Source organism: Paenarthrobacter sp. 22069 (assembly GCF_052046035.1).
Lineage (GTDB): Bacteria > Actinomycetota > Actinomycetes > Actinomycetales > Micrococcaceae > Arthrobacter.
Window position 1 is genome coordinate 62,190 of sequence record NZ_JBQEQF010000013.1, and the last position, 22,172, is coordinate 84,361.

At 64.0% G+C, this 22,172-nt stretch carries 22 protein-coding genes and 1 pseudogene; 10 read left to right on the forward strand and 13 right to left on the reverse strand.

Annotated features, from left to right (window positions below):
- The first annotated feature begins 25 nt into the window (after nucleotides 1–25).
- Nucleotides 26–814, forward strand: coding sequence for a sugar phosphate isomerase/epimerase family protein (locus ACTJK0_RS12205; RefSeq protein WP_440745340.1), 789 nt, complete (start codon nucleotides 26–28; stop codon nucleotides 812–814).
- A gap of 22 nt (nucleotides 815–836) precedes the next feature.
- Here ACTJK0_RS12205 and ACTJK0_RS12210 read toward each other — a convergent pair whose 3' ends face one another.
- The 3 genes from ACTJK0_RS12210 to ACTJK0_RS12220 form a co-directional block, all read right to left on the reverse strand.
- The gene (locus ACTJK0_RS12210; protein ID WP_440745341.1) at nucleotides 837–1,472 is read right to left on the reverse strand and encodes an ANTAR domain-containing protein; all 636 of its coding nucleotides are present in this window, start codon (nucleotides 1,470–1,472) and stop codon (nucleotides 837–839) included.
- Between the two features lie 672 nt (nucleotides 1,473–2,144).
- Nucleotides 2,145–3,197 carry a Vgb family protein gene (locus tag ACTJK0_RS12215; protein WP_440745342.1) on the reverse strand — a complete coding sequence of 351 codons (1,053 nt, stop codon included), beginning with the start codon at nucleotides 3,195–3,197 and terminating at the stop codon, nucleotides 2,145–2,147.
- A 292-nt stretch (nucleotides 3,198–3,489) separates the two neighbouring features.
- Nucleotides 3,490–4,023 carry a hypothetical protein gene (locus ACTJK0_RS12220; protein ID WP_440745343.1) on the reverse strand — a complete coding sequence of 178 codons (534 nt, stop codon included), beginning with the start codon at nucleotides 4,021–4,023 and terminating at the stop codon, nucleotides 3,490–3,492.
- A 346-nt stretch (nucleotides 4,024–4,369) separates the two neighbouring features.
- Between ACTJK0_RS12220 and ACTJK0_RS12225 the strand changes: the two are divergent.
- Nucleotides 4,370–4,798: pseudogene (locus ACTJK0_RS12225) on the forward strand (RNA polymerase sigma factor); the annotation flags it as partial.
- Here the strand turns inward: ACTJK0_RS12225 and ACTJK0_RS12230 are convergent.
- The 9 genes from ACTJK0_RS12230 to ACTJK0_RS12270 form a co-directional block, all read right to left on the reverse strand.
- Nucleotides 4,702–6,051 (reverse strand): MFS transporter, encoded by a 1,350-nt coding sequence (locus tag ACTJK0_RS12230; protein WP_255173930.1) that lies wholly within the window; start codon nucleotides 6,049–6,051, stop codon nucleotides 4,702–4,704. The pseudogene ACTJK0_RS12225 and the gene ACTJK0_RS12230 sit on opposite strands and share 97 nt — an antisense overlap.
- 157 nt (nucleotides 6,052–6,208) lie before the next feature.
- Nucleotides 6,209–7,006, reverse strand: a complete 798-nt coding sequence (locus ACTJK0_RS12235; protein ID WP_440745344.1) for an IclR family transcriptional regulator — start codon at nucleotides 7,004–7,006, stop codon at nucleotides 6,209–6,211.
- A gap of 95 nt (nucleotides 7,007–7,101) precedes the next feature.
- Complete coding sequence (locus tag ACTJK0_RS12240) at nucleotides 7,102–7,839, reverse strand: fumarylacetoacetate hydrolase family protein (RefSeq protein ID WP_440745345.1); 738 nt, start codon at nucleotides 7,837–7,839, stop codon at nucleotides 7,102–7,104.
- 17 nt (nucleotides 7,840–7,856) lie between these two features.
- Entirely contained in the window at nucleotides 7,857–8,909 is a 1,053-nt protein-coding gene (locus ACTJK0_RS12245; protein ID WP_440745346.1) for a D-2-hydroxyacid dehydrogenase, read from the reverse strand.
- Nucleotides 8,910–9,272: 363 nt separating this feature from the next.
- Nucleotides 9,273–10,748 carry an NAD-dependent succinate-semialdehyde dehydrogenase gene (locus ACTJK0_RS12250; protein ID WP_440745410.1) on the reverse strand — a complete coding sequence of 492 codons (1,476 nt, stop codon included), beginning with the start codon at nucleotides 10,746–10,748 and terminating at the stop codon, nucleotides 9,273–9,275.
- A gap of 32 nt (nucleotides 10,749–10,780) precedes the next feature.
- Nucleotides 10,781–11,230, reverse strand: a complete 450-nt coding sequence (locus ACTJK0_RS12255; protein WP_110542229.1) for a riboflavin kinase — start codon at nucleotides 11,228–11,230, stop codon at nucleotides 10,781–10,783.
- Complete coding sequence (locus ACTJK0_RS12260; RefSeq protein WP_440745347.1) at nucleotides 11,227–11,709, reverse strand: NUDIX domain-containing protein; 483 nt, start codon at nucleotides 11,707–11,709, stop codon at nucleotides 11,227–11,229. Before ACTJK0_RS12260 ends, ACTJK0_RS12255 begins: the two co-directional genes overlap by 4 nt.
- A gap of 88 nt (nucleotides 11,710–11,797) precedes the next feature.
- On the reverse strand, nucleotides 11,798–13,228 hold the full coding sequence (locus tag ACTJK0_RS12265; RefSeq protein ID WP_440745348.1) for a purine-cytosine permease family protein: 1,431 nt from the start codon (nucleotides 13,226–13,228) through the stop codon (nucleotides 11,798–11,800).
- A gap of 104 nt (nucleotides 13,229–13,332) precedes the next feature.
- Nucleotides 13,333–14,271, reverse strand: coding sequence for a flavin reductase (locus ACTJK0_RS12270; protein ID WP_440745349.1), 939 nt, complete (start codon nucleotides 14,269–14,271; stop codon nucleotides 13,333–13,335).
- Nucleotides 14,272–14,411: 140 nt separating this feature from the next.
- Between ACTJK0_RS12270 and ACTJK0_RS12275 the strand changes: the two genes are divergently transcribed.
- The 7 genes from ACTJK0_RS12275 to ACTJK0_RS12305 are packed head-to-tail and all read left to right on the forward strand — an operon-like array spanning nucleotide 14,412 to nucleotide 19,871.
- On the forward strand, nucleotides 14,412–15,092 hold the full coding sequence (locus ACTJK0_RS12275; RefSeq protein WP_110542233.1) for a GntR family transcriptional regulator: 681 nt from the start codon (nucleotides 14,412–14,414) through the stop codon (nucleotides 15,090–15,092).
- A gap of 49 nt (nucleotides 15,093–15,141) precedes the next feature.
- Complete coding sequence (locus tag ACTJK0_RS12280; RefSeq protein WP_220034377.1) at nucleotides 15,142–15,753, forward strand: amino acid synthesis family protein; 612 nt, start codon at nucleotides 15,142–15,144, stop codon at nucleotides 15,751–15,753.
- Complete coding sequence (locus ACTJK0_RS12285) at nucleotides 15,750–16,304, forward strand: amino acid synthesis family protein (RefSeq protein WP_440745350.1); 555 nt, start codon at nucleotides 15,750–15,752, stop codon at nucleotides 16,302–16,304. The genes ACTJK0_RS12280 and ACTJK0_RS12285 overlap by 4 nt, the downstream gene beginning before the upstream one ends.
- Nucleotides 16,305–16,317: 13 nt before the next feature.
- Complete coding sequence (locus tag ACTJK0_RS12290) at nucleotides 16,318–17,055, forward strand: alpha/beta fold hydrolase (RefSeq protein WP_110542537.1); 738 nt, start codon at nucleotides 16,318–16,320, stop codon at nucleotides 17,053–17,055.
- A complete protein-coding gene (locus tag ACTJK0_RS12295; protein ID WP_110542235.1) occupies nucleotides 17,045–18,532 on the forward strand; it encodes an aldehyde dehydrogenase in 1,488 nt (495 codons plus the stop codon). Before ACTJK0_RS12290 ends, ACTJK0_RS12295 begins: the two co-directional genes overlap by 11 nt.
- A gap of 12 nt (nucleotides 18,533–18,544) precedes the next feature.
- A complete protein-coding gene (locus ACTJK0_RS12300; protein ID WP_110542236.1) occupies nucleotides 18,545–18,778 on the forward strand; it encodes a tautomerase family protein in 234 nt (77 codons plus the stop codon).
- A gap of 25 nt (nucleotides 18,779–18,803) precedes the next feature.
- Nucleotides 18,804–19,871, forward strand: a complete 1,068-nt coding sequence (locus ACTJK0_RS12305) for an LLM class flavin-dependent oxidoreductase (protein WP_440745351.1) — start codon at nucleotides 18,804–18,806, stop codon at nucleotides 19,869–19,871.
- A 169-nt stretch (nucleotides 19,872–20,040) separates the two neighbouring features.
- Here the strand turns inward: ACTJK0_RS12305 and ACTJK0_RS12310 are convergent, their stop codons facing one another.
- Entirely contained in the window at nucleotides 20,041–21,471 is a 1,431-nt protein-coding gene (locus ACTJK0_RS12310; RefSeq protein WP_440745352.1) for an MFS transporter, read from the reverse strand.
- Between the two features lie 153 nt (nucleotides 21,472–21,624).
- Here ACTJK0_RS12310 and ACTJK0_RS12315 point away from each other — a divergent pair, with 153 nt between their 5' ends.
- Complete coding sequence (locus tag ACTJK0_RS12315; RefSeq protein WP_440745411.1) at nucleotides 21,625–22,146, forward strand: TetR/AcrR family transcriptional regulator; 522 nt, start codon at nucleotides 21,625–21,627, stop codon at nucleotides 22,144–22,146.
- Nucleotides 22,147–22,172 lie beyond the last annotated feature (26 nt).

Consider the following 22,172-nt stretch of genomic DNA (forward strand, 5'->3'; position numbering starts at 1 on the left):
ACGGCGGGTTGCCGGCAGGGCGCGTGTGCTTCACCCCAACCCGCAGATCGGGGAGAAGCATGCCGAGGACATCCGCCGCTCAATCCGGCTGGCCCACCGGCTGGGCCAGACCCGGGTGGTCACCATGTCCGGCCTGCCCGGAGGCGAACCGGGGGCGACTGTTCCCAACTGGATCGTGAACGCCTGGAACTCGGCGGCTCTGGATGTCCTGGATTACCAGCGGGGGATTGCGGCCAGCTTCTGGAAAGAGATCGACCAGCTGGCGCGCGAACTCGAGGTCAAGGTGGCCCTGGAACTGCACCCGCAGAACCTGGTTTTCAACATCGCGGACGTGCGCCGGCTGATTGAGGTGACCGGCGCCACCCATGTGGGGGTGGAGCTTGATGCCTCACACCTGTTCTGGCAGCAGATGGACCCGGTGGCAGTGGTCCGTGAACTTGGCCCGCTGGTGTTCCAGGCCGCGGCCAAGGATGTCCGGATCAACCCGGGGAACGCGGCCCTTTACGGAGTGCTGGACGACAGCTTCCGACGCCTTTCCCCGGAGGAGAACCGCACCAACCTGGACGGTGACGAATGGGCCAACGAATGGCCGCGGAAGTCCGCCTGGGACTTCGTGGCCCTGGGCCGTGGCCATGACACCGCCTACTGGACCGAGTTCCTGCGCGCCCTGCATGACGTGGATCCGGACATGCTGGTCAACATCGAGCATGAAGACATTTCGCTGGGCCGGATCGAGGGGCTTGAAGTGGCGGCGAAGGTCCTGCGGGATGCCGACGCGGCATTGCGGGAGTCGTTGGCCTCCACTGCTGTATGAAACGGGCTGTTCTGCCCTGCGGTTACAGCAGGGGATGGCTCTGGTTCTCCGGATCTCCGGCGCGGACGGTGGCGCGGTCAACTATGTCCTGCGCAACCGCGTAGACCTTGCGGTTCGTGTCCTGGCTTAGCTGGCTGATGAGCTCGTATGCCTGGTCTGCGGTGACGCCGGTGCGCCCCATCAGGATGCCCTTCGCCTGTTCGATGACCGCCCTGTTGCGGGCGGACGCGGCCACGGCCTCGGTGGCGAGCTGATGCCGGTCCGAGTGGATGGACGTGGTGAGGTCCACCACGACCCCCCAGACGCCAACCGCGTTGTCACCGTCCAGGATATGGTCCGCTGAGAAAAGCATTTTGTGCTGGTTGTTCTTCTGGTCCCGAATGGACACGTAGATCGACGATGGGCCGCCAACGCTTGAAACGTGATCCCAATAGGCCTGGACTCTTGGCCGGTCTTCAGGCTCGATGTGGGGAAGCACCATATCCATGGACGGGACCACGTCGCCCCGTTCAAAGCCGTACATGCGGTACAAGCCGTCCGACCAGTGGAAAACACCCTCGTCGAAGTAGTACTCCACAAGCCCGGTGGGGCAATCGAGGAAATCATCGCTGGGGATGTTGGCTGAAGCGGGTTTGGAAAATTGGTTGCTGGTTGTCACTGAGGGCCATTCGACGTGCTGTGTCCTGCCTTCCCCTGGCCCGGACGGGAGAAGAACAGGATATAGCAGGCTGGCCCGCTTTCGAACCCGTGGACCGGGGTCGGAATGGCCCACTTTTAGCGTCAATAACGACGGCGGGACCCCCGGGTCATCGGGGGTCCCGCAGCTCAATGATGGGCCAGATTGGCAACAGCCTTCCGCGCCGCGGCCGGGTCCAGGTCGCCCCAGGCCTTGCGCCACGAGTTCCGGATACAGGTGGACGTCGGCGGAAGCCATAGGAGTGGCCCACCGGCTCCAGCACCCGGCCGGCAGCAAGGCCGCCGGTCATGATCCCCCGCTGCGCACTGAGGAGAATAGGACGTGGCAGGGGAGTCGTTCCTGACCTACCCGCAGTCTCTACGGTGTGGCACCTATTCCGGTGTCTTCCGGAAATCGAACCGCATGAGGCCACCGGGGTGGTAAAGCGACGCCATCCGCTGCCTCAAACGCTTCATTGCCCGCGAAATTTACTACAGCCCTAAACGGGACTTGTCCCGGGCTGGCTGACGAACAAGAGGTCAGCTGTCAATGCAGCTAGGGCAGCTGCCCTAACGCCAACGCCGGCCCATCCCCTTCGAAGGATCCTTGTCGAACACGGAAGGGCCGTTGGCCGCACCACGGAAACCCGGACGCTCAGTTTGGTGTGTGATCCGAAAGGACTGGAGATCTTTCAGGATCCTCTGCCGATGGCTCTAATGTGGCTGCCTCCTGGGCAGCTTCAGAACGCCTGCGCCTTCTGCCGGCCAGGATCAGCGCGGCGGCACCTACGAGGATGGCCGCGGCCACCGTGCCGACGATGACCGGAAGATTGGACATGATGCCGTTCCCCGTGGTGTCTGAGGTGGCCTGAGCCGTGGGTTCTGTTGCTTTGGCCTCAGCCTCAGCCCCAGTCTGAGCCTCTGCGGCTTGGGCTTTGACAGCCGCTAGCGCGGGGATGCTCAGGTCCTGGGCCGGGAAGACCGTCACGGACATATCGGCGGTGTTGGTGACCAGGACGGACCCGTTGGGAGCGACGGCGAGATGTCCGGGGTTCCGGGCCGTCGGCTGGCTGCGGCGGACACTTGTTTCCCCTGGTGCGATGACGTTAAGGCTGCTGTTCTCAGAAAGAACATAGACAGTGCTGTCCGGGCCGATGGCGATTTCCTTTGGTCCGCCTGGAACCGGCACACGATAGGAGACAGCTGACTCTCCCGGCTTGATCACTGCGACGTCGTTTGAGGTGATGTTGGTGACGTAGACCGCGCCGTCCGGGCCTACCGCGATCCCGTGGGGAGCGCCGGCGCTGTCAGTTGTCTTCCTGACGTCAATGGTGCGTGAGACCGTGCCGTCGCCCGGGGCGATGACCGAGACGGTCCCGCCGCCCTGGTTGGTCACGTAGGCGGTGCCGTCCTGGGCTATGGCTACTTCCTTGGGATTGTTGCCGACGGTGACGTCGTGAGCCGGGGCGTCGGCTCCCAGCGGGATGATTGACACTGTCCCCAGTTCTGGGTTCGGAACAAAAACAGTGCCGTCGGCCGCGGCGGAAATGAGGTGGGCGCCGAAACTGAGGGGAATCGTGCGCGCCACCGCAGAGGAGCCCTTCGGAATCACCGCGAGCTTTTCCTGCTGATCATCGAGGGCCGACCCCTCGACAAACAGGGTACCGTCGGGGCCTATCGCGATCCCGTGCGGATTGACGCCTGTCATGAGCGTCTTGGTTGGCTTGCTCGCCGCCGCGGGAAGAACGCTTACGCCCCCGCTATCGCCTATATAAGCGGTACCGTCGGCGTCGATAACGACGCCGAGGGGCCCTTGGCCAACATCAACGACATCCCCCGATGCCATCGACGGGGCAGCACCAATCAACAAGATGCTGCCAGCGACAGCCACAGCTATGCCCGCGGTGAACCGCATGCACCTAACCCCCAAACGTTGATGAAGAAGACCTTCGACGAGCATACTTCCGGCAATCTATCCCCGAAGGCCACAGATCGCCTTGTCAGTTGGCTCGTTCGGCAGTTGCCTGATAAGCAGCGACCTTCTTCATCCGCATCACAATGACGCATCGGGAGATGATCAGCGCGTTCAGGCCGAGAGCGCTGTATTCGACTCCACCGGGCGACTTTGTGGTCATGTAGACGACGATCAGGATGAATGCCGCTGCCGTTAGGGCGATCGCGGCGATCAGGGGTGCTTTGGCTGTGGAGAGCCGGGTAACGATGTTCCAGGTCCCTACTCCGACGTAGGCGAGGGAAAGCACGCAGAAGACACCGATGATCGCGACGGCACGGCTCATGGCATCGCCGGGGATGTAGCCCCCGGGCCTCGCGACGGTATCCATGACGCGGATGAGCGCGGAGATGTTGGTATAGGCGTAGAAGCCGGACATGAGGCCCAGGAACACGGAGCTGCACCCCAGGACGAGCCGCCACCTCCGCGACTTCTCAGCGTCGAGCGGGGAGAGGACACCTCCGTCAGGGCCTGGCTCAGAAAGCCATGGCTGCCGGTGGGAATACTGCTGGTCATAGCTCAATGCGCGCGCTCCTTCTAGCATGCAGGAGCGCGCCTTGACGGCCCCCAAACAAGCAGAGCTTATACGGCACCGAGCCAACTCGGGACATCAGTGAAGCTGGGCCTTGTCTATAGGAACATCCCCGCCGGCCGCGTAATCGCTGCGCGGGCGGAGCCCCTACCGACCCCAGCTAAGCTTCCGTGAACTCTTTCTTGGATGGGGGGCAATACTTCTTTGTGACGACCGACAGTGAACTCATCCATAGATCCCGCGAGGATCTTCAAGCCTTTGCCGAACTGTACGACAAGTATTGCCGTTCGGTGCATAGGTATGCGGCGACCAGGGCGGGGAATCCGTTGCTGATGACGTCATGGCACAAACCTTCCTGGTGGCATTTGAAAGCCGGGAATCCTTTGACCATCAGTGGGAAGATGCGAGGCCATGGCTCTTCGGCATCGCCACAAATTTACTTCGCCGTCACCATCGCACTGAAGCCAGAAGGCTCAAGGCTTTCGCCAAAGCCGCTGGCCGGGATAACTACGGTGTCGAGGTGCTGGGCGGGGGAGCTGTTCCATCCCGTGACCTGCCGCCCTGCCTTGAGCAGGTTGGCGGCCCTCGGTGCCCCATCAGGCCCAGCCCGACGAACCCCGGCACGCTGTGGTGCGGGACTCGTCGGGGCGGGGGAGGCGTTGCCGTTGTTTACCTGGCGTCCTCCACGAGGACCAGGTCGCGGCCGTTGGTTTCCGGGGTGAAGAACGTGGTGGCGAACGAGATTGCCGCCAGGACCAGCGAGTAGATCGCGGGAACCAGCCAGGAGTGGTTGGTTGCCGCCAGCAGTGCGACGCCGATCATCGGGGCAAAGCCGCCGGCGAGCACCGCGGAAAGTTCGCGGCTCAGGGCCACGCCGGTGAAGCGGTGCTGGGAGCCGAAGAGTTCCGGGAGCAGGGCGCACTGCGGACCAAGCATGGACTGCACGCCGAGGGCGATGCCCACGACCATGACCGCCCAGACCAGGGCGACGTTGCCGAGCGTGACCAGGTAGAAGGCCGGCAGGGCGATGACGGCCTGGAAGAGTGCACCGTAGCGGTACACGGGAACCCGGCCGAAGCGGTCGGAAAGGGCACCGAAGGCAACGACCAGCACCGCTGCGAAGCCCGCGGCGATCAGCAGGCCGGTGGGGCCGATGAACTTGTCACCGGGGAAGACGCCGGCCGGCATGCTGATAAAGGACACCAGCAGTGCGGAGTAGATGGACGAGTTGCCGTTTTCGCCCATGCGGAGGCCAATGCCGACCAGCACGTTCTTCTTGGAGTGCTTCCAGATCTGGCCCACCGGGTTCTTGACCACGGCCTTGTGCTTCTCCAGTTCCTGGAAGACGGGGGTCTCCTTGAGCCGGAGGCGGATGAACACGGCAATCGCGATCAGGATGATGCTGGCAAGGAACGGAACGCGCCAGAGCCAGCCCTGCAGGACCTGCTTGTCCGCCAGGGCCATCAGGGCGAAGGTGCCTGCGCCCAGCAGGGTCCCCAGCTGGATGCCCACGAACGGCAGGGAGGCAAAGAAACCACGACGACGGCGCGGGGCCACCTCCGAGATGAGGGTGGTGGCACCTGCCTGCTCGGCACCGGCGCCCAGGCCCTGCAGGATGCGCAGCGTCACCAGGAGCACCGCTCCCAGCATTCCCGCCTGTTCAAAGGTGGGCAGGAGGCCGATGGCGCAGCTGGACAGGCCCATCAGGCCGATGGTCAGGATGAGCACCATCTTGCGGCCGAAGCGGTCCCCGATGTGGCCGAAGACCACGCCGCCGAAGGGCCGCGCCGCGAAGCCGACGCCGTAGGTGGCGAAGGAAGCGATGACGGCGCCGCTCTCGCCGAGAGGCGCGAAGAACAGCGGGCCGAAGATCAGGGCCGAGGCCAGGCCGTAGATGTAGAAGTCGTAGTACTCCAGGGCGGAGCCCACGGAGCTGGCAAGTGTTGCCCTTCGCAGCTGGTCCGGATCGACGACGGCGCCGTCCGTGGTGGCCTGCGGTGAGTTAGTACGAGTTGTCACGAAAACTCCCTCTAATGCACTCCAGGCCCCCGTTGGCCTGGTGGGATAGCGACAACACCTGTTGTGTCGATCACTATGCTGAACACAATACAGCAAGCTGAACGACTGGCAACAGTTTTCGGATTTGAGTTACGAAAAGCCGATAGTTCGGGTGCGCTTAGCCCATCGGATTGCCCAGCGAGTGGGCCAGTTCCTGCAGTTCCTTGACCATTTGGGAGCCCTGCTCATGGGTATAGGTGGCCTTGAGGGCGGTTACCGAGAGGCCCAGGCTGGGGCCGTGAGCTCCGCGGGTGGGGACGGAGACAGCCAGGCACACCACGCCCGTGGTGGATTCCTCGTCCTCGAAGGCGAAGCCCTGCTCGCGGATTTCGCTCAGCTGGGCCTTCAGTTCCGCCCCGGTGCGAAGGGACTTGGGCGTGAGGACGGGCAGTTCGGCGTCGTCGGGGAACATCTCCTCGATGTCGTGCCGATTGAGTCGGGCGATCAGGGCCTTGCCCACCGCGCAGAGGGAAACGGGCATCTTGTCGCCGATGTTGGAGGTCAGGCGCACCGCGGGATGGCCCTCGTACCGGGCCAGGTAGATAACATTGGTGCCGTCCAGCATCGCGATCCGGACCGTCTCGCGTGAGAGGACGGAAGCCTGCTCGCAGTACCGGTAGAACTCCTGGACCTCATCCATCCGCCCAAGGTAGGCGGCGCCCAGTTCCACCAGTTTGCGGCCCAGGGTGAATTCCGCACCCTGCCTGCTGATCAGCCGGGCCTCTTCCAGTGCCAGCAGGAGGTTGGAGGTGGAGGACTTGGGAATGCCCACTTCGCGTGAAAGGTCGCTTAGTGTCAGCCGGCCGGTCGTCGAGGCGGCGAGGGCATCCAGTACGGCTGCTGCCCGGGTGACAGCCGGCGCCGGCGAGGAGGCTCCCGGCTTTTCCGATGAAGACGGGGCATGGGAATCGGCCATGATTCTCCTTAGGTCGCCGGGGCAGACTTCGCTGCTCGTTCAGTCAACTGAACGCAATCCATCATAAGGGCGCCGGCGGCCTCGGTTGTTTGCCGTCAGTCCACCGTGCTGCTGAGGGTGCCGATGCCCTCCACTACGATGTCCACCCGGTCCCCGGGTCCGATGGGTACCACTGTTGCGGGGGCGCCGGTCATCACCACATCGCCGGGTTCAAGGGTCAGCCACGAGGTGACGTAGATGAGGCAGTCCACTACCGAGGAGGGGAGGTTGAAGGTCCCGGAGGTGGCCTTGGCTGTTCCGTTGACGTAGACGTCGATGGCCACCTTTTCGGGGTCCGCCAGTCCGGTTTCTATCCAGGGGCCTATGGGTGTGTAGTTGAGGCCGGCCTTGCCTTGGAAGTTCCGCTCGTCCACCGCGTTCTGGTCCACGTTGGTGACGTCGTTGACGCAGGTGTAGCCGAGGACGTGCTCAAGGGCGTTTTCCGCGGTCAGGTTTGCTGATGTCCTGCCGATCACGACGGCGAGTTCACCCTCAGCATTGACCGTGCCGTGACCGCGGACAGCGGTGATGGCGTCTCCCGGCCCGGCGACGGTGTGGACGGACTTGTGCCACGCCTGGATGGGCAGGTGATGGTCATTCAAGGTCCGGTTGTGGCCAATGCCGAGGACGACGGCGGGCGTCACCGGGGCGAGGAACGTGGCCTCGCTGTGTGCGGTGGCGCCGCCGGTGTACCGGAGGGTCTCCTCAAACGGGTCGATGATGTGGTGCCATTCCCCGTCGCGTTCGATCGCGTGCTGCGGGCCTGCTGCTGTTTTCAGTCTTGCGATGCGCACCGGTTCTCCGCCCAGTCCTAGTAGAAGTGGACCGTGTCCACGAGGTGGGGCAGGTCCCCGCCGTCGAGGAACGTCCGGAGATTGCCGCAGAACCGCTCCGTGATGAGGCGGTTCTCGGCGGCGCTGAGGGCCGAGGTGTGGGGTGAGACCATGACCTTGGGGTGGTTCCACAGGGGGCTGTCCTGCGGCAACGGCTCCACGGCGAAGACGTCCAGGCAGGCGTAGCCCACCTGGCCGTTTTCCAGTGCATCCAGCAGCGCATCCTCGTCCACCACAGTTCCGCGGCCCACGTTGACGAACGTGGTCCCGGGCTTCATGGCGGCAAACATCTCCCGGTTGAACAGCTTTTCCGTGTAGGCGGTTCCGGGCAGGGTGTTTACGACGGCGTCTGCCGTGGCCAGGAGGGCAGGAAGCCCGGCGTTGTCCACAACCTGGTCGATTCCGTCGATGGGCTCCACGCTTCGTTTGCTGCCGCTGACCTTCATTCCCAGGGCCCTTGCGATCCGGGCCGTTTCCAGTCCGATTTCCCCGAGGCCGCTGATGACCAGGGTCGATCCGTTGACCAGCCGGGTGGGGACCCGGAGGCTGGGCCATGCCTTCGCGGCCTGGTCCTGGGCAAGTTCGGCGCTGCGCTTGAAGCCGTTGAGGATTCCCATCGCTGCGAACTCTGCGAGGGGCAGGGCGTGCACCCCGGCGGAGGTGGTGATTTTGAACTTCTGCAGGATGTCCTGCTCAAGGCCTGACGCCCTGACCGCCCCGCCCGCACCGGCCGCCATCGCGTGGACCCACTCGAGCCTTGGGTTTTCCCGGGCGATACGCGCCAGACCGTCAGGGCCCTCGTTGGGGAAGCCGTACAGCACCTCGGCGCTGTTGAGCATCGCCCAGTAGCGCTCTTCCTGCTCACCCGTCCGTTTGAAGGCCGGATCCCCTGCGTGGTCGGCCGGGTAGCGCTCCGGCGGCAGGAGGTCCGGCTCGTAGAGGACGGTGATGGAGAGATCAACGGCACGGATCCGGTCCACAAGCTCTGCTTCGAGCGGGACGGCAATAGCCACAGTCTTGGTGGAAGTCATGCGTTCAGCATACTGGGTGTAGTTCTGCCTACTGAACACTGTTGCCAGATTTCTTTGAGCTGGTTCCACCCGCGCAAGTTAACTGGGAGCTTACCCACCCCGGTCGAGCTCTTCCGGTTCCCTCGTTTGCAAAGCGGGCTGGCTTCTCCAGGGGTTTTTTGTGTCGGGTTAGCGATCAAGGGCGACTCGTTGCTGTGGCAGGTAATGCGGATTTGGAGGCGAAGCTGACACACGTTGGTCAGTAGCTTGAAGCCAGGTTGGGGTCTGCTTCTTCTTTACGGCAGTTAAACGGCGCGGGTAGACGGCTGCGGGACCCTGGATGTCCAAGGTCCCGCAGCTTAAAGGTGGTCCAGTTTGGTGTTGTTACTGGTTCGCGTAGGGGTCGGCGATGCCGATGTATTGGGTGGTGGTGTATTCGGCGATGCCTTCGGACCCGCCTTCACGTCCCAGGCCTGATTGTTTGACGCCGCCGAAGGGCGCTGCGGCGTTGGAGATGACGCCGGCGTTGAACCCGACCATGCCGAACTCGATCTGTTCGGCCACCCGGAGGAGCCGGTTGAAGTCCCTGCTGTAGAGGTAGGAGGCGAGGCCATACTCGGACGCGTTGGCCAGCCGGATGGCGTCTTGCTCGGTGCTGAAGGTGGTGACGGGTGCGACGGGGCCGAAGATTTCCTGGCCCAGGATCGCCGCGTCGTTGGGGACGTCCGCGAGGACGGTGGGCTGGTAGAAGTAGCCGGGCCCATCCACGGGCGCCCCGCCGGTCACTGCCACGGCCCCGGCATCGACGGCGGCAGTCACCAGGGCGTGCACGTCGTCGCGGGCGCCGGCGTCGATGAGCGGCCCTACCTGGGTGGCGGGGTCGGTGCCGCGGCCGGTGTTAAGGGCGCCCATGGCGGCTGCGAACTTGGCGGTGAATTCGGCGGCGACGGTTTCGTGGACGAGGAATCGGTTGGCCGCGGTGCAGGCTTCGCCCATGTTCCGCATCTTCGCGGCCATGGCCCCGTCGACGGCTTTGTCGAGGTCTGCGTCGTCGAAGACGATGAACGGGGCGTTCCCGCCGAGTTCCATGGAGGTGCGGAGCGCGTTCTGTGCGGCGTCGGCCATGAGCCGCTTGCCGACCGGGGTGGAGCCGGTGAAGGACACTTTCCGGAGCCGGGAGTCTTTCAGCAGCGGCCCGGAAATCCCGGATGCCGAGGATGAGGCGACGACGTTCAGGACCCCGGCGGGCAGGCCGGCGTCGAGCATGGTTTGGGCGAAGTACTGGGCCGTGAGCGGGGTGAGTTTGGCGGGTTTGAGGACCATGGTGCAGCCGGCGGCGACAGCCGGGGCGACCTTGCGGGTGGCCATGGCCAAGGGGAAGTTCCAGGGGGTGATGAGCAGGCAGGGGCCGACGGGTTTGTGCTGGACGAGGATCTTGTTTTTGCCTTCGGGGGTGGTGAGGTAGCGGCCGTAGTCGCGGACGGTTTCCTCGGCGAACCAGCGCAGGAATTCGGCGCCGTAGGTGACTTCGCCGCGGGCTTCGGCCAGGGGTTTGCCCATTTCCAGGGTCATCAGCAGCGCGAAGTCCTCGGCGCGTTCGGTCACCAGGTCGAAGGCGCGGCGCAGGATCTCGGACCGAACCCGTGGTGCCGTGCGGGCCCACGCGGCTTGGGCGGCGTCTGCCGCGTCCAGCGCGGCGACCGCGTCATCGCTCGTGGCCGACGCGAGGGTCGCGAGCACCTCCCCGGTGGCGGGGTCGTGGACGTCGAACGTGCCGCCGTCGGACGCCTCCACCCACTTCCCGTTGATCAGCAGGCCGGTAGGCACGGAGCCTAGCAGGGTGGTTTCGCGGTCAATCATCAAAGTCGTGGATTCAGCCACTTTGGACTCCTTTATGCGTAGCTCATGTTGGATGACGTCGGGCCTGTGGCGGAGGTCTCCGTGCTCGCCGCGGACACAAGGCCGGGGTAATGGGATGCGGCCCAGTCACAGGCCTGCTGGACGTCGTGGTGCAGTTGTTCGGTCAGGGACTGGACGTCCGGGAAGGCTTGTTGGGGCCGCAGCTTAACCTGCAGTTCCACGCGGATTTCTTGTCCGTAGAGGTCTTCGTTGTGGTCCAGGAGGTGGGCTTCGAGGAGCTTTGGCCCCGTTTCGCCGTAGAAGGTCCGACGGCGGCCCACGGATACTGCGGCAGCGGCCCACCTGCCTGGTCCTAGCCTGACAAGTGCCACCCAGACACCGTCAGAAACTTCCTCGTCGGAAACGGTGATGTTGGCGGTAGGAAAGCCGAGGAGCCGGCCCCGCTGGTCTCCGTGTTCGACGATGCCTTCGATGACTGTCATCGTTTAGCCCTTACGGCCGTCTGCGGCAAGGTGCCCTGCAGGACGGTGTCGAGCCAGGGGACGCGGTTGAAGAACCTGCTGATCTTGGAGGGGGCGGTCCAGCGGTAGGCGTCGTGCTCGTCGTTGATGGTCAGCCGGCGCCGGACGCTGACGGCAGTGTACGTGTGCACCAGCCAGGGGTTTCCGTCGTCGTCAGAGATGATGAGCTGGTCAGCTGGCGTGAAGGATGCGAGATCCTGCACCGTGAGGCCTGCTTCTTCTTCAAGCTCGGCCAGTGCCTGCTGCTGCGGGGAAGCGCCCGGCTCGAGGTAACCGGTGATGCAGTGCCAGAGGCCGCGCTCGTGCCCGACGGACTGGCTGCGTTTGAAGAGGGCAATCCGGCCGCGCCATTCGACAACCACAGCCACAACTTCCCGCGGTGCACAGGGCGGGGGCGTGTCTTTCAGTTCCCTTGTCTCCTGCAGTGTTGCGGTGCTCATCCGGCGCTCCTGGTGGGTGTGGCTATCGGGGCAGAGAGACGTTGGGGAGGATTCCGGTAATCCTCCCCAACGTCTTGTACTCGGTTTCTTACAGGGTCTGTCCGGCGAGAGTGCGGTCGAGCATCTCGTGGCCGGAGAGGCGCTGGCGCCGATGGGTGGCGAAGTAGACGCCGGTCGCGACAGCGGCTCCGATGTAGTAGGAGAGGTCACCAATCTGCGGGAAGGCAGCTGCGATGGGGCCGGTGTAGATAGAGGACATCCAGAAGGGGGAGGAGAGCGCGACGCCGGCGGCCCAGGCCACGAAGCCCCATTCGAACTTGCGGGACTTGTCGAAGAGTTCGCGCAGGCCGCGCTCGGTGCGGCGCCCGCCATAGAGGTAGTCGCAGACCAGGACTGCGACGTAAGGGGCGATGCAGTAAGCGGTCAGGTTCAGGAATGCCGTGAATCCTTCATTGAACCCTTCCTGTCCCCAGAGGGCCACGAGGTACGAGGCGATGCAGATGAAGATAACTGCGGTGTGGCGCTTGACCGGTACGCCCATCGTCTGAATGGAGATGGCACCGCCGTAGACGTTGAGGAAGTTCTGGGTGAAGGATGACAGTGCGACGACGCCCAGCCCGACGGCGGCCCAGGGGCCCATCGTTTCCTTGAGCGCGCCGATGCTGTCGGTAGCCGTGGTTGTGGAGCCGAGCAGGGTTCCGAGGATGCCCATCCAGACAAGAGTGACGAAGTTGCCGAGCATGGTGGCCCATCCCGCGCCGCGGCGGTTACCGGGGGTGTTGGGAAGGTAGCGGGAGTAGTCCGAAGCGAACGGCATCCAGGCGACGATGAAGGAGAAGAACCAGCCGAAGAAGATGATCCACCCACCGACGCCGTCGAAGCCCTTGGCGGATTCATTGAAAGTGTTTTCGATGCGCCCGTTGGCGGCGGCCACCACGGTGATGAAGATGAAGCCGATTACCAGCACGAAGGACAGGATGCGCTGCAGGAAGTGGATCAGGTTGTACCCGATGACGGCAACGCCAAGCTGTATGCCCATAAGAATCAGCGATGACACCCAGAACGGGATGTCTGTCAGCAGCGCGATGGCTTTGCCGCCAAGGATCACTGTAACGGCGGCCCAGCCGATGCCGGCGAAGACATTCACGTAGGCGACGGGGAAGAGGTTGCCGATGAATCCGAGCGGTCCGCGGCCCTGCATCTGCTGCGGGACACCGAGCCGGACTCCCATTTGGGACAGGTATCCCATGCCTGCCGAGGAGGTCACCCCGGCGAGGATGATGGCCAATGCCGCGGCCCAGAAGGGGAGTCCGAAGTAGGTGGCGCTGAAGCCGAGGACGACGATGGGGAAGTTCATTCCTGCGGCGAACCAGAGGAAGAACTGGGAGCGGGGTTTGCCGTGCCGTTCGACGTCGGGGATATGTTCGATGCCGTAGGGCTCGATTTTGGTGAGGCTGTTGCGGTAACCGCGGTCTTCGGCGACGCTGTCTTCGGCAGCGCGCAGGGTGTCAGGGCTCATCTTTATGTCCTAATGTGGAAGGCGCACCTTTGGTGCGCTGCTTACGAGCAGATTGGGTCGGCGTGGCTGGTGCCTGTCGGAGGGTGGCCAGCCGCGCCGGCCGTTTAGAGTTCGGCGAGTTCAGCGCCGTCGAAGAACCGTCCGGCCTTGTAGACCATCGGGGTGGTGTCGCTGGTTTCGGCGTGGCGGACCCGGCAGATGAAGACCGTGTGGGTCTTGGCCTGGAATCGTTCCTGGATTTCTGCTTCGAGGGAAGCTGCGGAGCCGTCCAGGAGTGGGCTACCCTGGGGTCCTTCGTGCCAGTCGAGTTCAGCGAACTTGTTGGGTGCCTTGGAGGCGAAAACTTTGACTGTATCCAGCTGTTCTGTGCCGAGGATGTTGATGCCGAGGTGGCTGGAGGAGAAGAGAGCAGAGTAGGTGCTCGAGGTCTTCTGGACGCAGACGAGCACCAGGGGCGGTTCGAGGGACACTGAGCAGTACGAGTTCGCTGCCAGCCCCTTGGGAGTTTCCCCTTCCTTTGTGGTTACCACCGTGACGCCGGTGATGAACTGTCGGTTGAAGGACTTCATCAGGTCCGGGTCCAGCTCGGGGAACTCCTCGCCGCCTGAGGCTGCCGGTGTGGCGATGCCGCGCAAGGGCCTGATGCCGAGACCGGCGAGCAATTCGCTGCCGTCCCAGGTCACGGACTCCGTAAGGATCTTTCCGTTGTCCAACGTGAGGATGTTCGAGCCGCGGGTCTGAACGGTGAGTCCCGTCGGGGGTACCCCGAGGTATTCGTTGGTATGGGTGCCTGTGGAGGTCCAGAAGACGGCGACGGTCCCGTCTCCTTCGACGACGTCATCGACCGTGGTGCGCAGGTCAGGGAAGGCCTCCCGGACCGCTGCGATCTCTGACTTAAGGCCGGCAAGGTCAACGGTTGCGCCCGTTGCTTTGCTGGTGCGCGTGTAACCGGGGGCTACCAGGCTGTCCAGGGCTTCAAGGTCACCCTTGTCCCAAGCTGCCAGCCACGCCGATGTGATGAGCGGTTCCAGGGTCTGTTGCATACCAATTACGGTAATGCAGCTCACAAGATGAGGTCAAGAGGAAGAGCGCATTTCTCCAAATTTCCCGGAATTGCGGCGATCTCACGAAAGCGCGACCTCCCTATTGACGCTCATGATGCATGCAACATAAGCTTTCATGTATGCAAGATGATCTCGAAACAGTTGGGGAGGCGGCCGGGCAGGACGGCCTCCTTCATCGGATCCGCCGGCTTGTCCTGGGAGGCGACTTTCCTCCCGGGGCTGTCCTGCCCGAAGCTTTCCTGGCACAGGAGTTCGATGTAAGCCGTACGCCCATCCGGGAAGCCTTGAAGCAGCTTCAGCACGAAGGTCTCGTAGAGATCCGCCCGAAGGTGGGCACCTTCGTGCGGGAGCCCACACGCAGGGAGATCATCGAGCTTTTCCAGCTCAAGGAATCCATGGAAGGACTCGCGGCATCCCTTCTGGCCCGCCGCGGGGAGGTCCCGGAACTGGCCGTCTTGCGGCGGAACCTTGAAGAATCGGAAATGGCCTCACTCACCCACGACACCGATGCCTACGCCCGGCTCGTCCACGAGTTTCACTGGACCATCATCCGGGGCTCGGACAACACCAAGCTCGTAGAGCACTACGAGCGGCTCATGAACCAGCTCGCTTACCAGCGGCTGGTCCTGCGCACAGTTGAACATCCCGGCAGGCTCGAAGCCTCCACCCGGGAACATCGGGCAGTCCTGGAAATGATCGAACACAAAGACCCCTTCGGAGCCGAATCCGCCATGAGGAACCACGTTCACGCCTCCTCACGAGAGGCACTGAGCGACCCGGCAACGGACCTCCGGCGTTGAACACACCACGAAAGGAAGCCATGCGCTTCTCCATGAATGAGGAGACCGAATGATGAACGACCAAAGGTTCGGCATCCGCAAAATCGTCTACTACAGCGAAGAAATCCTGACTGAGAACGGCCTTTCCCCGGCCGTACCGGCAGTCCGCGCCACGGCAGCAGCAGTGGTCACCAACCCCTGGTTGGGCGGAACGCCCACCGATGACCTGGGGGCGGAAGTCGTCCAGCTCGCTCCCGTCCTGGCACGCAAGCTCACCGATGTGCTTGCCGCCAACCTTGGCGGCGTGGAAGCCATCCAAGCGTTCGGCAAAGCGGCGATCGTAGGCACCGACGGCGAGATCGAGCATGGCGCCGCGCTCATTCACACCCCTTTCTTCGGCAACCTGGTGCGGGAATTCTTCGAAGGCGAGTCAATTATCTGTTTTGCCGACGACCGTGCCGACGCCGGAGCCTCGCTCGTCGTCCCGCTGTGGCACAAGAACGCGGCTGCAACCCGGACCCACTACCAAACCATCACCACCCGCGTCAGTGACGCGCCCCGCGCGGACGAGATCGTCGTCGTCGTCGGGGCCTCAACCGGCCCCCGGCCCCACTCCCGTATCGGTGACCGCCTCACCGACCCCATCGTCAAAGCAGAAACGCTAGGAGAACTTGTCTCATGAGCATCCGTAAAATCGTTACCGTCACCGAAGACGTCCTCACCGAAGGAGGCCGGGAAGTCAGCCCCGCAGCCCGGGTCGCCGTCGTCGCAGCCATCGTCAAGAACCCCTGGGCCGGCCAAGGCTTCGTTGAAGACCTCTCCGAAGGCATCGACGCCAACGCCTCGGACCTCGGCGCGCTGCTCGCCCCCCGCGTACTGGAGGCCCTTGGTGCCCCCGCCGAAGCGTACGGCAAGGCAGCCATCGTCGGACTTAACGGCGAAATCGAGCACGGCTCGGGACTCATCCACACCCTGGCCTTCGGCAACCACTTCCGCGACGCGGCCAACGCCACCACGCTGCTGCCCGCCGTGGAAAAGCGCGGCCCCGCAGGTGTCCTCTTCGACATCCCGCTCAAACACATCACCGATGCGACCATCCGCTCCCATCACCAGAGCATTGAAGTCCGCATCAACGATGCACCGCATGCCGACGAAATCGTGATCGCCCTCGCCGCCGGTGCCCAGGGCCGGCCCCAGCAACGCCTGGCAGCCTTCTCCACCGAAAAGAACTGAGGTGTCATCCGCCGTGAGCCGCGAGCGTCTTGCGCTGATCCACGGGGTGGGACTGGACAGCTCAATGTGGAACCCCCTGCGTGAATTCCTGGAACCGGAATACGACGTCCAGGTCCTGGAACTCCTTGGACACGGACACCGACCACCGGCACCCGAAGGAATCACGCTTGCCGGGCTCGCGGCGGACATCGCCGAACAGCTCGAACCCAACACCCATCTGGTGGGCTTCTCGCTCGGCGCCCTCGTGGCGCAGCACCTGGCCCGGTTCCGTCCCGACCTGGTCGCCAGCCTGGTCTCAGTCGCATCCGTCTGCGCACGCACCTCGCAGGAGCACGCCGCCGTCATGGTAAGACTGGCGTCCGCCGAATCGGACTTCCCTGCAACCATCGAAGCATCAATCCAACGCTGGTATCCGCAAGGATCCAACGTCCCCGCGGAACTGGTCGAAGCAACACGTGAAGTACTGCAGGGCAACGACCCAAAGTCCTTCCTGGCCTGCTACCGGGTATTTGCCACAGCAGACGCCGAAATCGCCCCGGAACTGCCCCACATCTCCGTTCCCTCCCACGCCGTGACAGGCGAACTGGACCCGGGCTCCACCCCGGAAATGAGCGCACGTCTGGCAGCAGCCATACCCGGCTGCACCTACTCCATCATCCCCGGCGCACGTCACATGATGCCGGTCGAGCGTCCCCAGGAACTCGCCCACACCCTGACCGCCTTTATCAAGGAGCATTCACATGTCCGCTGAACTCCGCTATGACCACTTCATCGGGGGTACCTGGACTGCCCCGGCCGGCGGGGAATACTTCGCCAGCACCAACCCCGCAACCCTGGAAACGCTGTACAAAGCAGCCCGAGGCAACGAGGAAGACGTCCGTCGCGCTGTGGCAGCAGCCAAAGACGCGTTTGAATCCCCCTTGTGGCGCGACCTCACCGCCACCAAACGCGGCCACCTCCTCCGCCGCCTCGGCGACCTCATCGGTGAGCACGCAGACGAGCTCGCCGAACTGGAAACCCTGGACAACGGCAAACTCCTGCGCGAGATGCGCGGCCAACTCGCCTCCCTGCCCGAGTACCTGTACTACTACGCCGGGCTCGCGGACAAGGTCCAGGGCAGCCAAATCCCCACCAACTCCATCACCATGCTGAACTACACCCAGCGCGAACCCCTCGGGGTTGTCGGCGCCATCACGCCGTGGAACTCGCCCCTGACACTGACCACATCCAAACTGGCCCCGGCCCTCGCAGCCGGCAACACCGTGGTCATCAAGCCCAGCGAGTACACCTCCCGGACGATCCTCCGCGTCGCCGAACTGGCCTCCCAGGCAGGGTTCCCCGACGGTGTGGTTAACGTGGTCACGGGCTTCGGGCCGGAAGCCGGCGCTGCACTGGTCAGCCACCGCGACCTGGCCAAGATTTCCTTCACCGGCTCCACCCAGACCGGGGCACGCATCGCCGCGGAGACGGCGTCGCGCTTCATCGGCTCCACCCTTGAGCTGGGCGGTAAAAGCCCCAACATCGTCTTCGAGGACGCCGATGTATCGAATGCGGCGATGGGCGTCATCGCCGGGATTTTCGCGGCAGCGGGCCAGACCTGCATCGCCGGCAGCCGCGTCTTCGCGCACCGCAGCGTTTACGACGAACTCGTTGAGCGTGTTGCCGAACGCGCTGCTTCGATCATTATCGGCGACCCACGCCTGGCCACCACCGAACTCGGTCCACTCGCTTTCGGCGCGCAGCTGGAGAAGGTCAGTTCCTATGTCGACATCGGGGTCAAGGAAGGCGCGACCGTACGCACGGGCGGCAAGCGACCAGACATCGAGCTCCCCGGTTACTTCTTCTCACCCACCGTCCTGACAGGCGTCAACAACTCCATGCGCGTTGTCCGGGAGGAAATCTTCGGCCCGGTCGCCGCGATCATGCCCTTCGACTCCGAAGACGAAGTGGTTGGCCTGGCCAACGACACCGAATACGGACTCGCCGCCGGCATCTGGACCCAGAACCTTGCGCGGGCGCACCGGATGGCCCGCCGACTGGAAGCAGGCACCGTGTGGGTCAATACCTACCGGGCCATGTCCCCGATGTCCCCGCGGCAGGGGTTCAAGAACTCCGGCGTGGGCATCGAGCACGGGCTGGAGTCCATGCACGAATACACGCGGCTCAAGAGCGTCTGGATCAACACCGACGAGGGCCCCGTCTCCGACCCCTTCATCATGCGCAGTTAGAGGAAACCCCCAATGCCACTGATAGAAGTTTCCATCGCCCGCGGCCGCAGCTCCGAGCAGCTGCGCTCCCTGATTAAGGAGCTGCACCTGGCCGCAGAAAAGGCTGTTGGTGCGGTCCCGGACAACACCACAGTCATCATCCGCGAAATCGACCACGAACACTGGTCCCGCGGCAACCAGACCATCGCCGAACGCAACCAGGCGGCCACCCAAACGGCAACTGCCACCGATCACGCACCGGCGTAACCGCCGAAGAACGAAGGAATTACTCATGCGCTTTTCCCTCTTCGTCCACATGGAGCGCTGGGACGAGTCCGTCTCGCACCAGGAATGCTTCGAGAACCTGACCGAGCTCACCCTCATGGCCGAAGCCGGCGGCTTCAGCACTGTATGGATTGGCGAGCATCACTCGATGGAATACACCATCTCGCCCAGCCCCATGCCCCAGCTCGCCTACCTGGCAGCAAAGACCTCCAAGATCCGCCTCGGCGCGGGCACCATCATCGCCCCGTTCTGGAACCCGCTCCGGGTAGCAGGGGAGTGTGCACTCCTTGACGTCATCAGCAACGGCCGCATGGAGGTGGGGCTGGCCCGCGGCGCCTACCAGTTCGAGTTTGACCGCCTAATGGACGGCATGTCAGCGGTCGACGGCGGCAAGCACCTCCGCGAACTCGTCCCCGCCGTGCGCAAGCTGTGGGAAGGCGACTACGAACACAACGGAGAGGTGTGGCAGTTCCCCACCTCCACCAGCGTCCCCAAGCCTGTCCAGAAGCCGACCCCGCCGATGTGGATCGCGGCCCGCGACATTTCCTCCCACGAGTTCGCGGTCGAAAACGGCTGCAACGTCATGGTCACACCCCTCATGAAGGGCGACGAGGAAGTCGAAGACCTGGCGCACAAGTTCGACTCCGCTGTCGAGAAGAACCCTGGCGTCCCCCGCCCCGACCTCATGGTCCTCCGCCACACCCACGTCCACTCAGCCGACGACCCGGAAGGATGGCGCCGCCCGGCCGAAGGCATCAACAAGTTCTACCGCACCTTCGACGCCTGGTTCGGCAACAAGACCACCCCGAAGAACGGCTTCCTGGAGCCCAGCCCTGAAGAAAAGTTCGCAGGCCGGGAGGAGTTCACACCTGAGTCACTCCACAAGACAGCCATGATCGGCACCCCGGACGAGATTATCGAACGGCTCCGTCACTATGAGGCACTTGGCGTGACCGAATTCAGCGTCTGGTCCGACAACAGCCTCACCCACGAAGAGAAGAAGCGCTCACTTGAGCTCTTCATCGAACACGTCGTTCCGGCCTTCCAGGAACAACCCGCTGCAGCGGCCCGCTAAATCGCTGCAAAATGGAAGCCCCAGGTGTTCTGACCTGGACTTTCAGGTCAGAACACCTGGGGCTTCTCGCTGGCGGCGTCGTCACGCACGTTGTGCAGTAAAAATGTCGCAAGCCCAGGGACCCCGCCTTGCTGAACCTTGCCCATGAGAGGCCCGAAGCGGGCGCGTGTCAGGGGTGCCGCTCGGACCGGCGGGATAGCCGCAGCGGCTTGATGATCAGCCCGAGGACGGCTGCCAGTGCAAGGGCGGAGAGGATGGTCGCGGACCAGAACCCTGCGCGGCCTCCGGTCAGGAAGTCGCCGGGGACGGCGAAAGCTGCGTAGGTTGAAGCCACGATCGCCAGTCCAACGGCACCGCCAAGCTGCTGCATCGTCTGGAACAGTCCGGATGCGGATCCTGCGTGCTCGGGTTCGACGTTGCGAAGCGCGAGCGTCGTGAGCGGCATGAAGGTCAGGCCGGCTGAGATTCCGGTCAGCAGCAGGGCCGCCATGACCACCAGGAAAGGGGTGTCCGGACCCAGCTGGGTGAGCGGCAGGAAGCCGACGACGCGCAGGGCGGCGCCGAGGATGACGAGGCGGACGGCTCCGAAGCGCTCGACCAGCCGCGGGACGATCCGGGACATCGCGAAGATGCTCAAGGGCATCGGCAGGAAGGCCAGTCCGGTCACCAGCGGGCTGAGGCCCAGATCGCCTTGAAGATACTGGACCATGAGAAAGAACATGGCCAGCATCCCGGCATAAGTGGCGGCCATAGCTGCCAGCGCCGCGACCCGGCTCGGACTGCGGAGCAGCTGCGGGCGGAGCAGGGGGTGGGCGACTCTCCGCTCGGTGAAGGTCAGAATGGCGATCAGTATCGCGCCGACCGCAAGGCCGCCGATCGTCCGCGGACTGGACCAGCCGGTGTCGCCCGCCTGGATGAGGGCCCATACGATGGCGACGGCGCCGCCTGTCGCCGTTACCGCCCCGACGAGGTCGAAGCGGCCGGGCCGCCGCGGTGTCTCGGTGACAAGGCGGGGCACCGCAAGAAGCACCACGACGCCGATGGGGACGTTGATGAATAGGGTCCACCGCCAGGTGGTCAGGTCGGTGAGCAGGCCGCCGAGAATGAGTCCGAGCGCGCCTCCCATCGAGGCGATGGCGGAGAACAGGGCGAGGGCGCGGTTGCGCGCGCCGTCGTCCCGCGCGCTGGTGGTGATGAGAGCGAGTACGCTCGGGGCGGCGAACGCGGCGCCCAGTCCCTGGAGCGCGCGGGCAATGACGAGCAGGAGGGGCGAGGTAGCCAGCCCCCCGAGCAGGGAGAAGACCGTGAAGGCGGCGACTCCAATGAGGAAGGCTCGACGCCGGCCGAAGACGTCGCCGATCCGTCCGCCGAGCAGCAGGAGGCCGCCGAAGGCGAGGGAATAGCCATTCAGAACCCAGCTGAGTTCGGCCCGGGAGAAGTGGAGGTCGGTGGCGATGTGGGGGAGCGCAACGTTAACTACCGTCGCGTCGAGGACAAGCATGAGTTGGGCAAGCATGACCAGCCAGAGGCCGATGCTGCCCACCCGGGATCCCGACGGCGCGATGCCGGCAGGCGCGCGAGTAGCGGTGGTGGATGTCATGGAATGGTGTCCTGTTCTAGCCGATGGGCTGACGTACACTAAGAGGAGAGATGCTCCGCTTAGAACTATACGGAGACACTCTCCGTTTGGCAATAGTGGCTTGAGAGGTGTGTTTCTGTGCGTGCTGACGCTCAACGTAACCGCAACCGGATCGTGGAGGTTGCGCGCGCTCTTTTTCGCGCAAGAGGCTTCGATGCCGTATCTATGGACGAGGTCTCCAAAGGTGCCGGAGTAGGCCCCGGTACCCTCTACCGGCACTTCCCGACCAAGGAGTCCTTGTACGACGCAGTTATCGAGGCCTGGGCAGACAGGGTCAACGCCGCCGTCGACCGCGCGCTTGCCCTCGACGCGCCCGCACGGGCTCGACTATTGGCATGGCTGTCCGACTACACGGCGATGCTGACCGAACATAAGGGGGCTGCAGCGCGGATCACCGCAGCGCTCGGCGACCCTGGATCTCCGTTCGCAACCAAGTGCCAGACCTACCTCGGCGCCAACCAGCGCCTGATTGAAGGGATGGACTCGGCCCTGCGTCCAGGGGTGGACGCCATGCAGATCAGCCGGCTGGTGGGTGGCGTCGCTGCGGTTGCAGACAACAGCGAGCTTCCCGCGGATTCAGTGGAAGCGATGCTCGCAGTCATCGCCGACGGACTACTCGCCTCCGTGAAGGCCTAACTGCCGAACGGTGTGGATAGCCACCT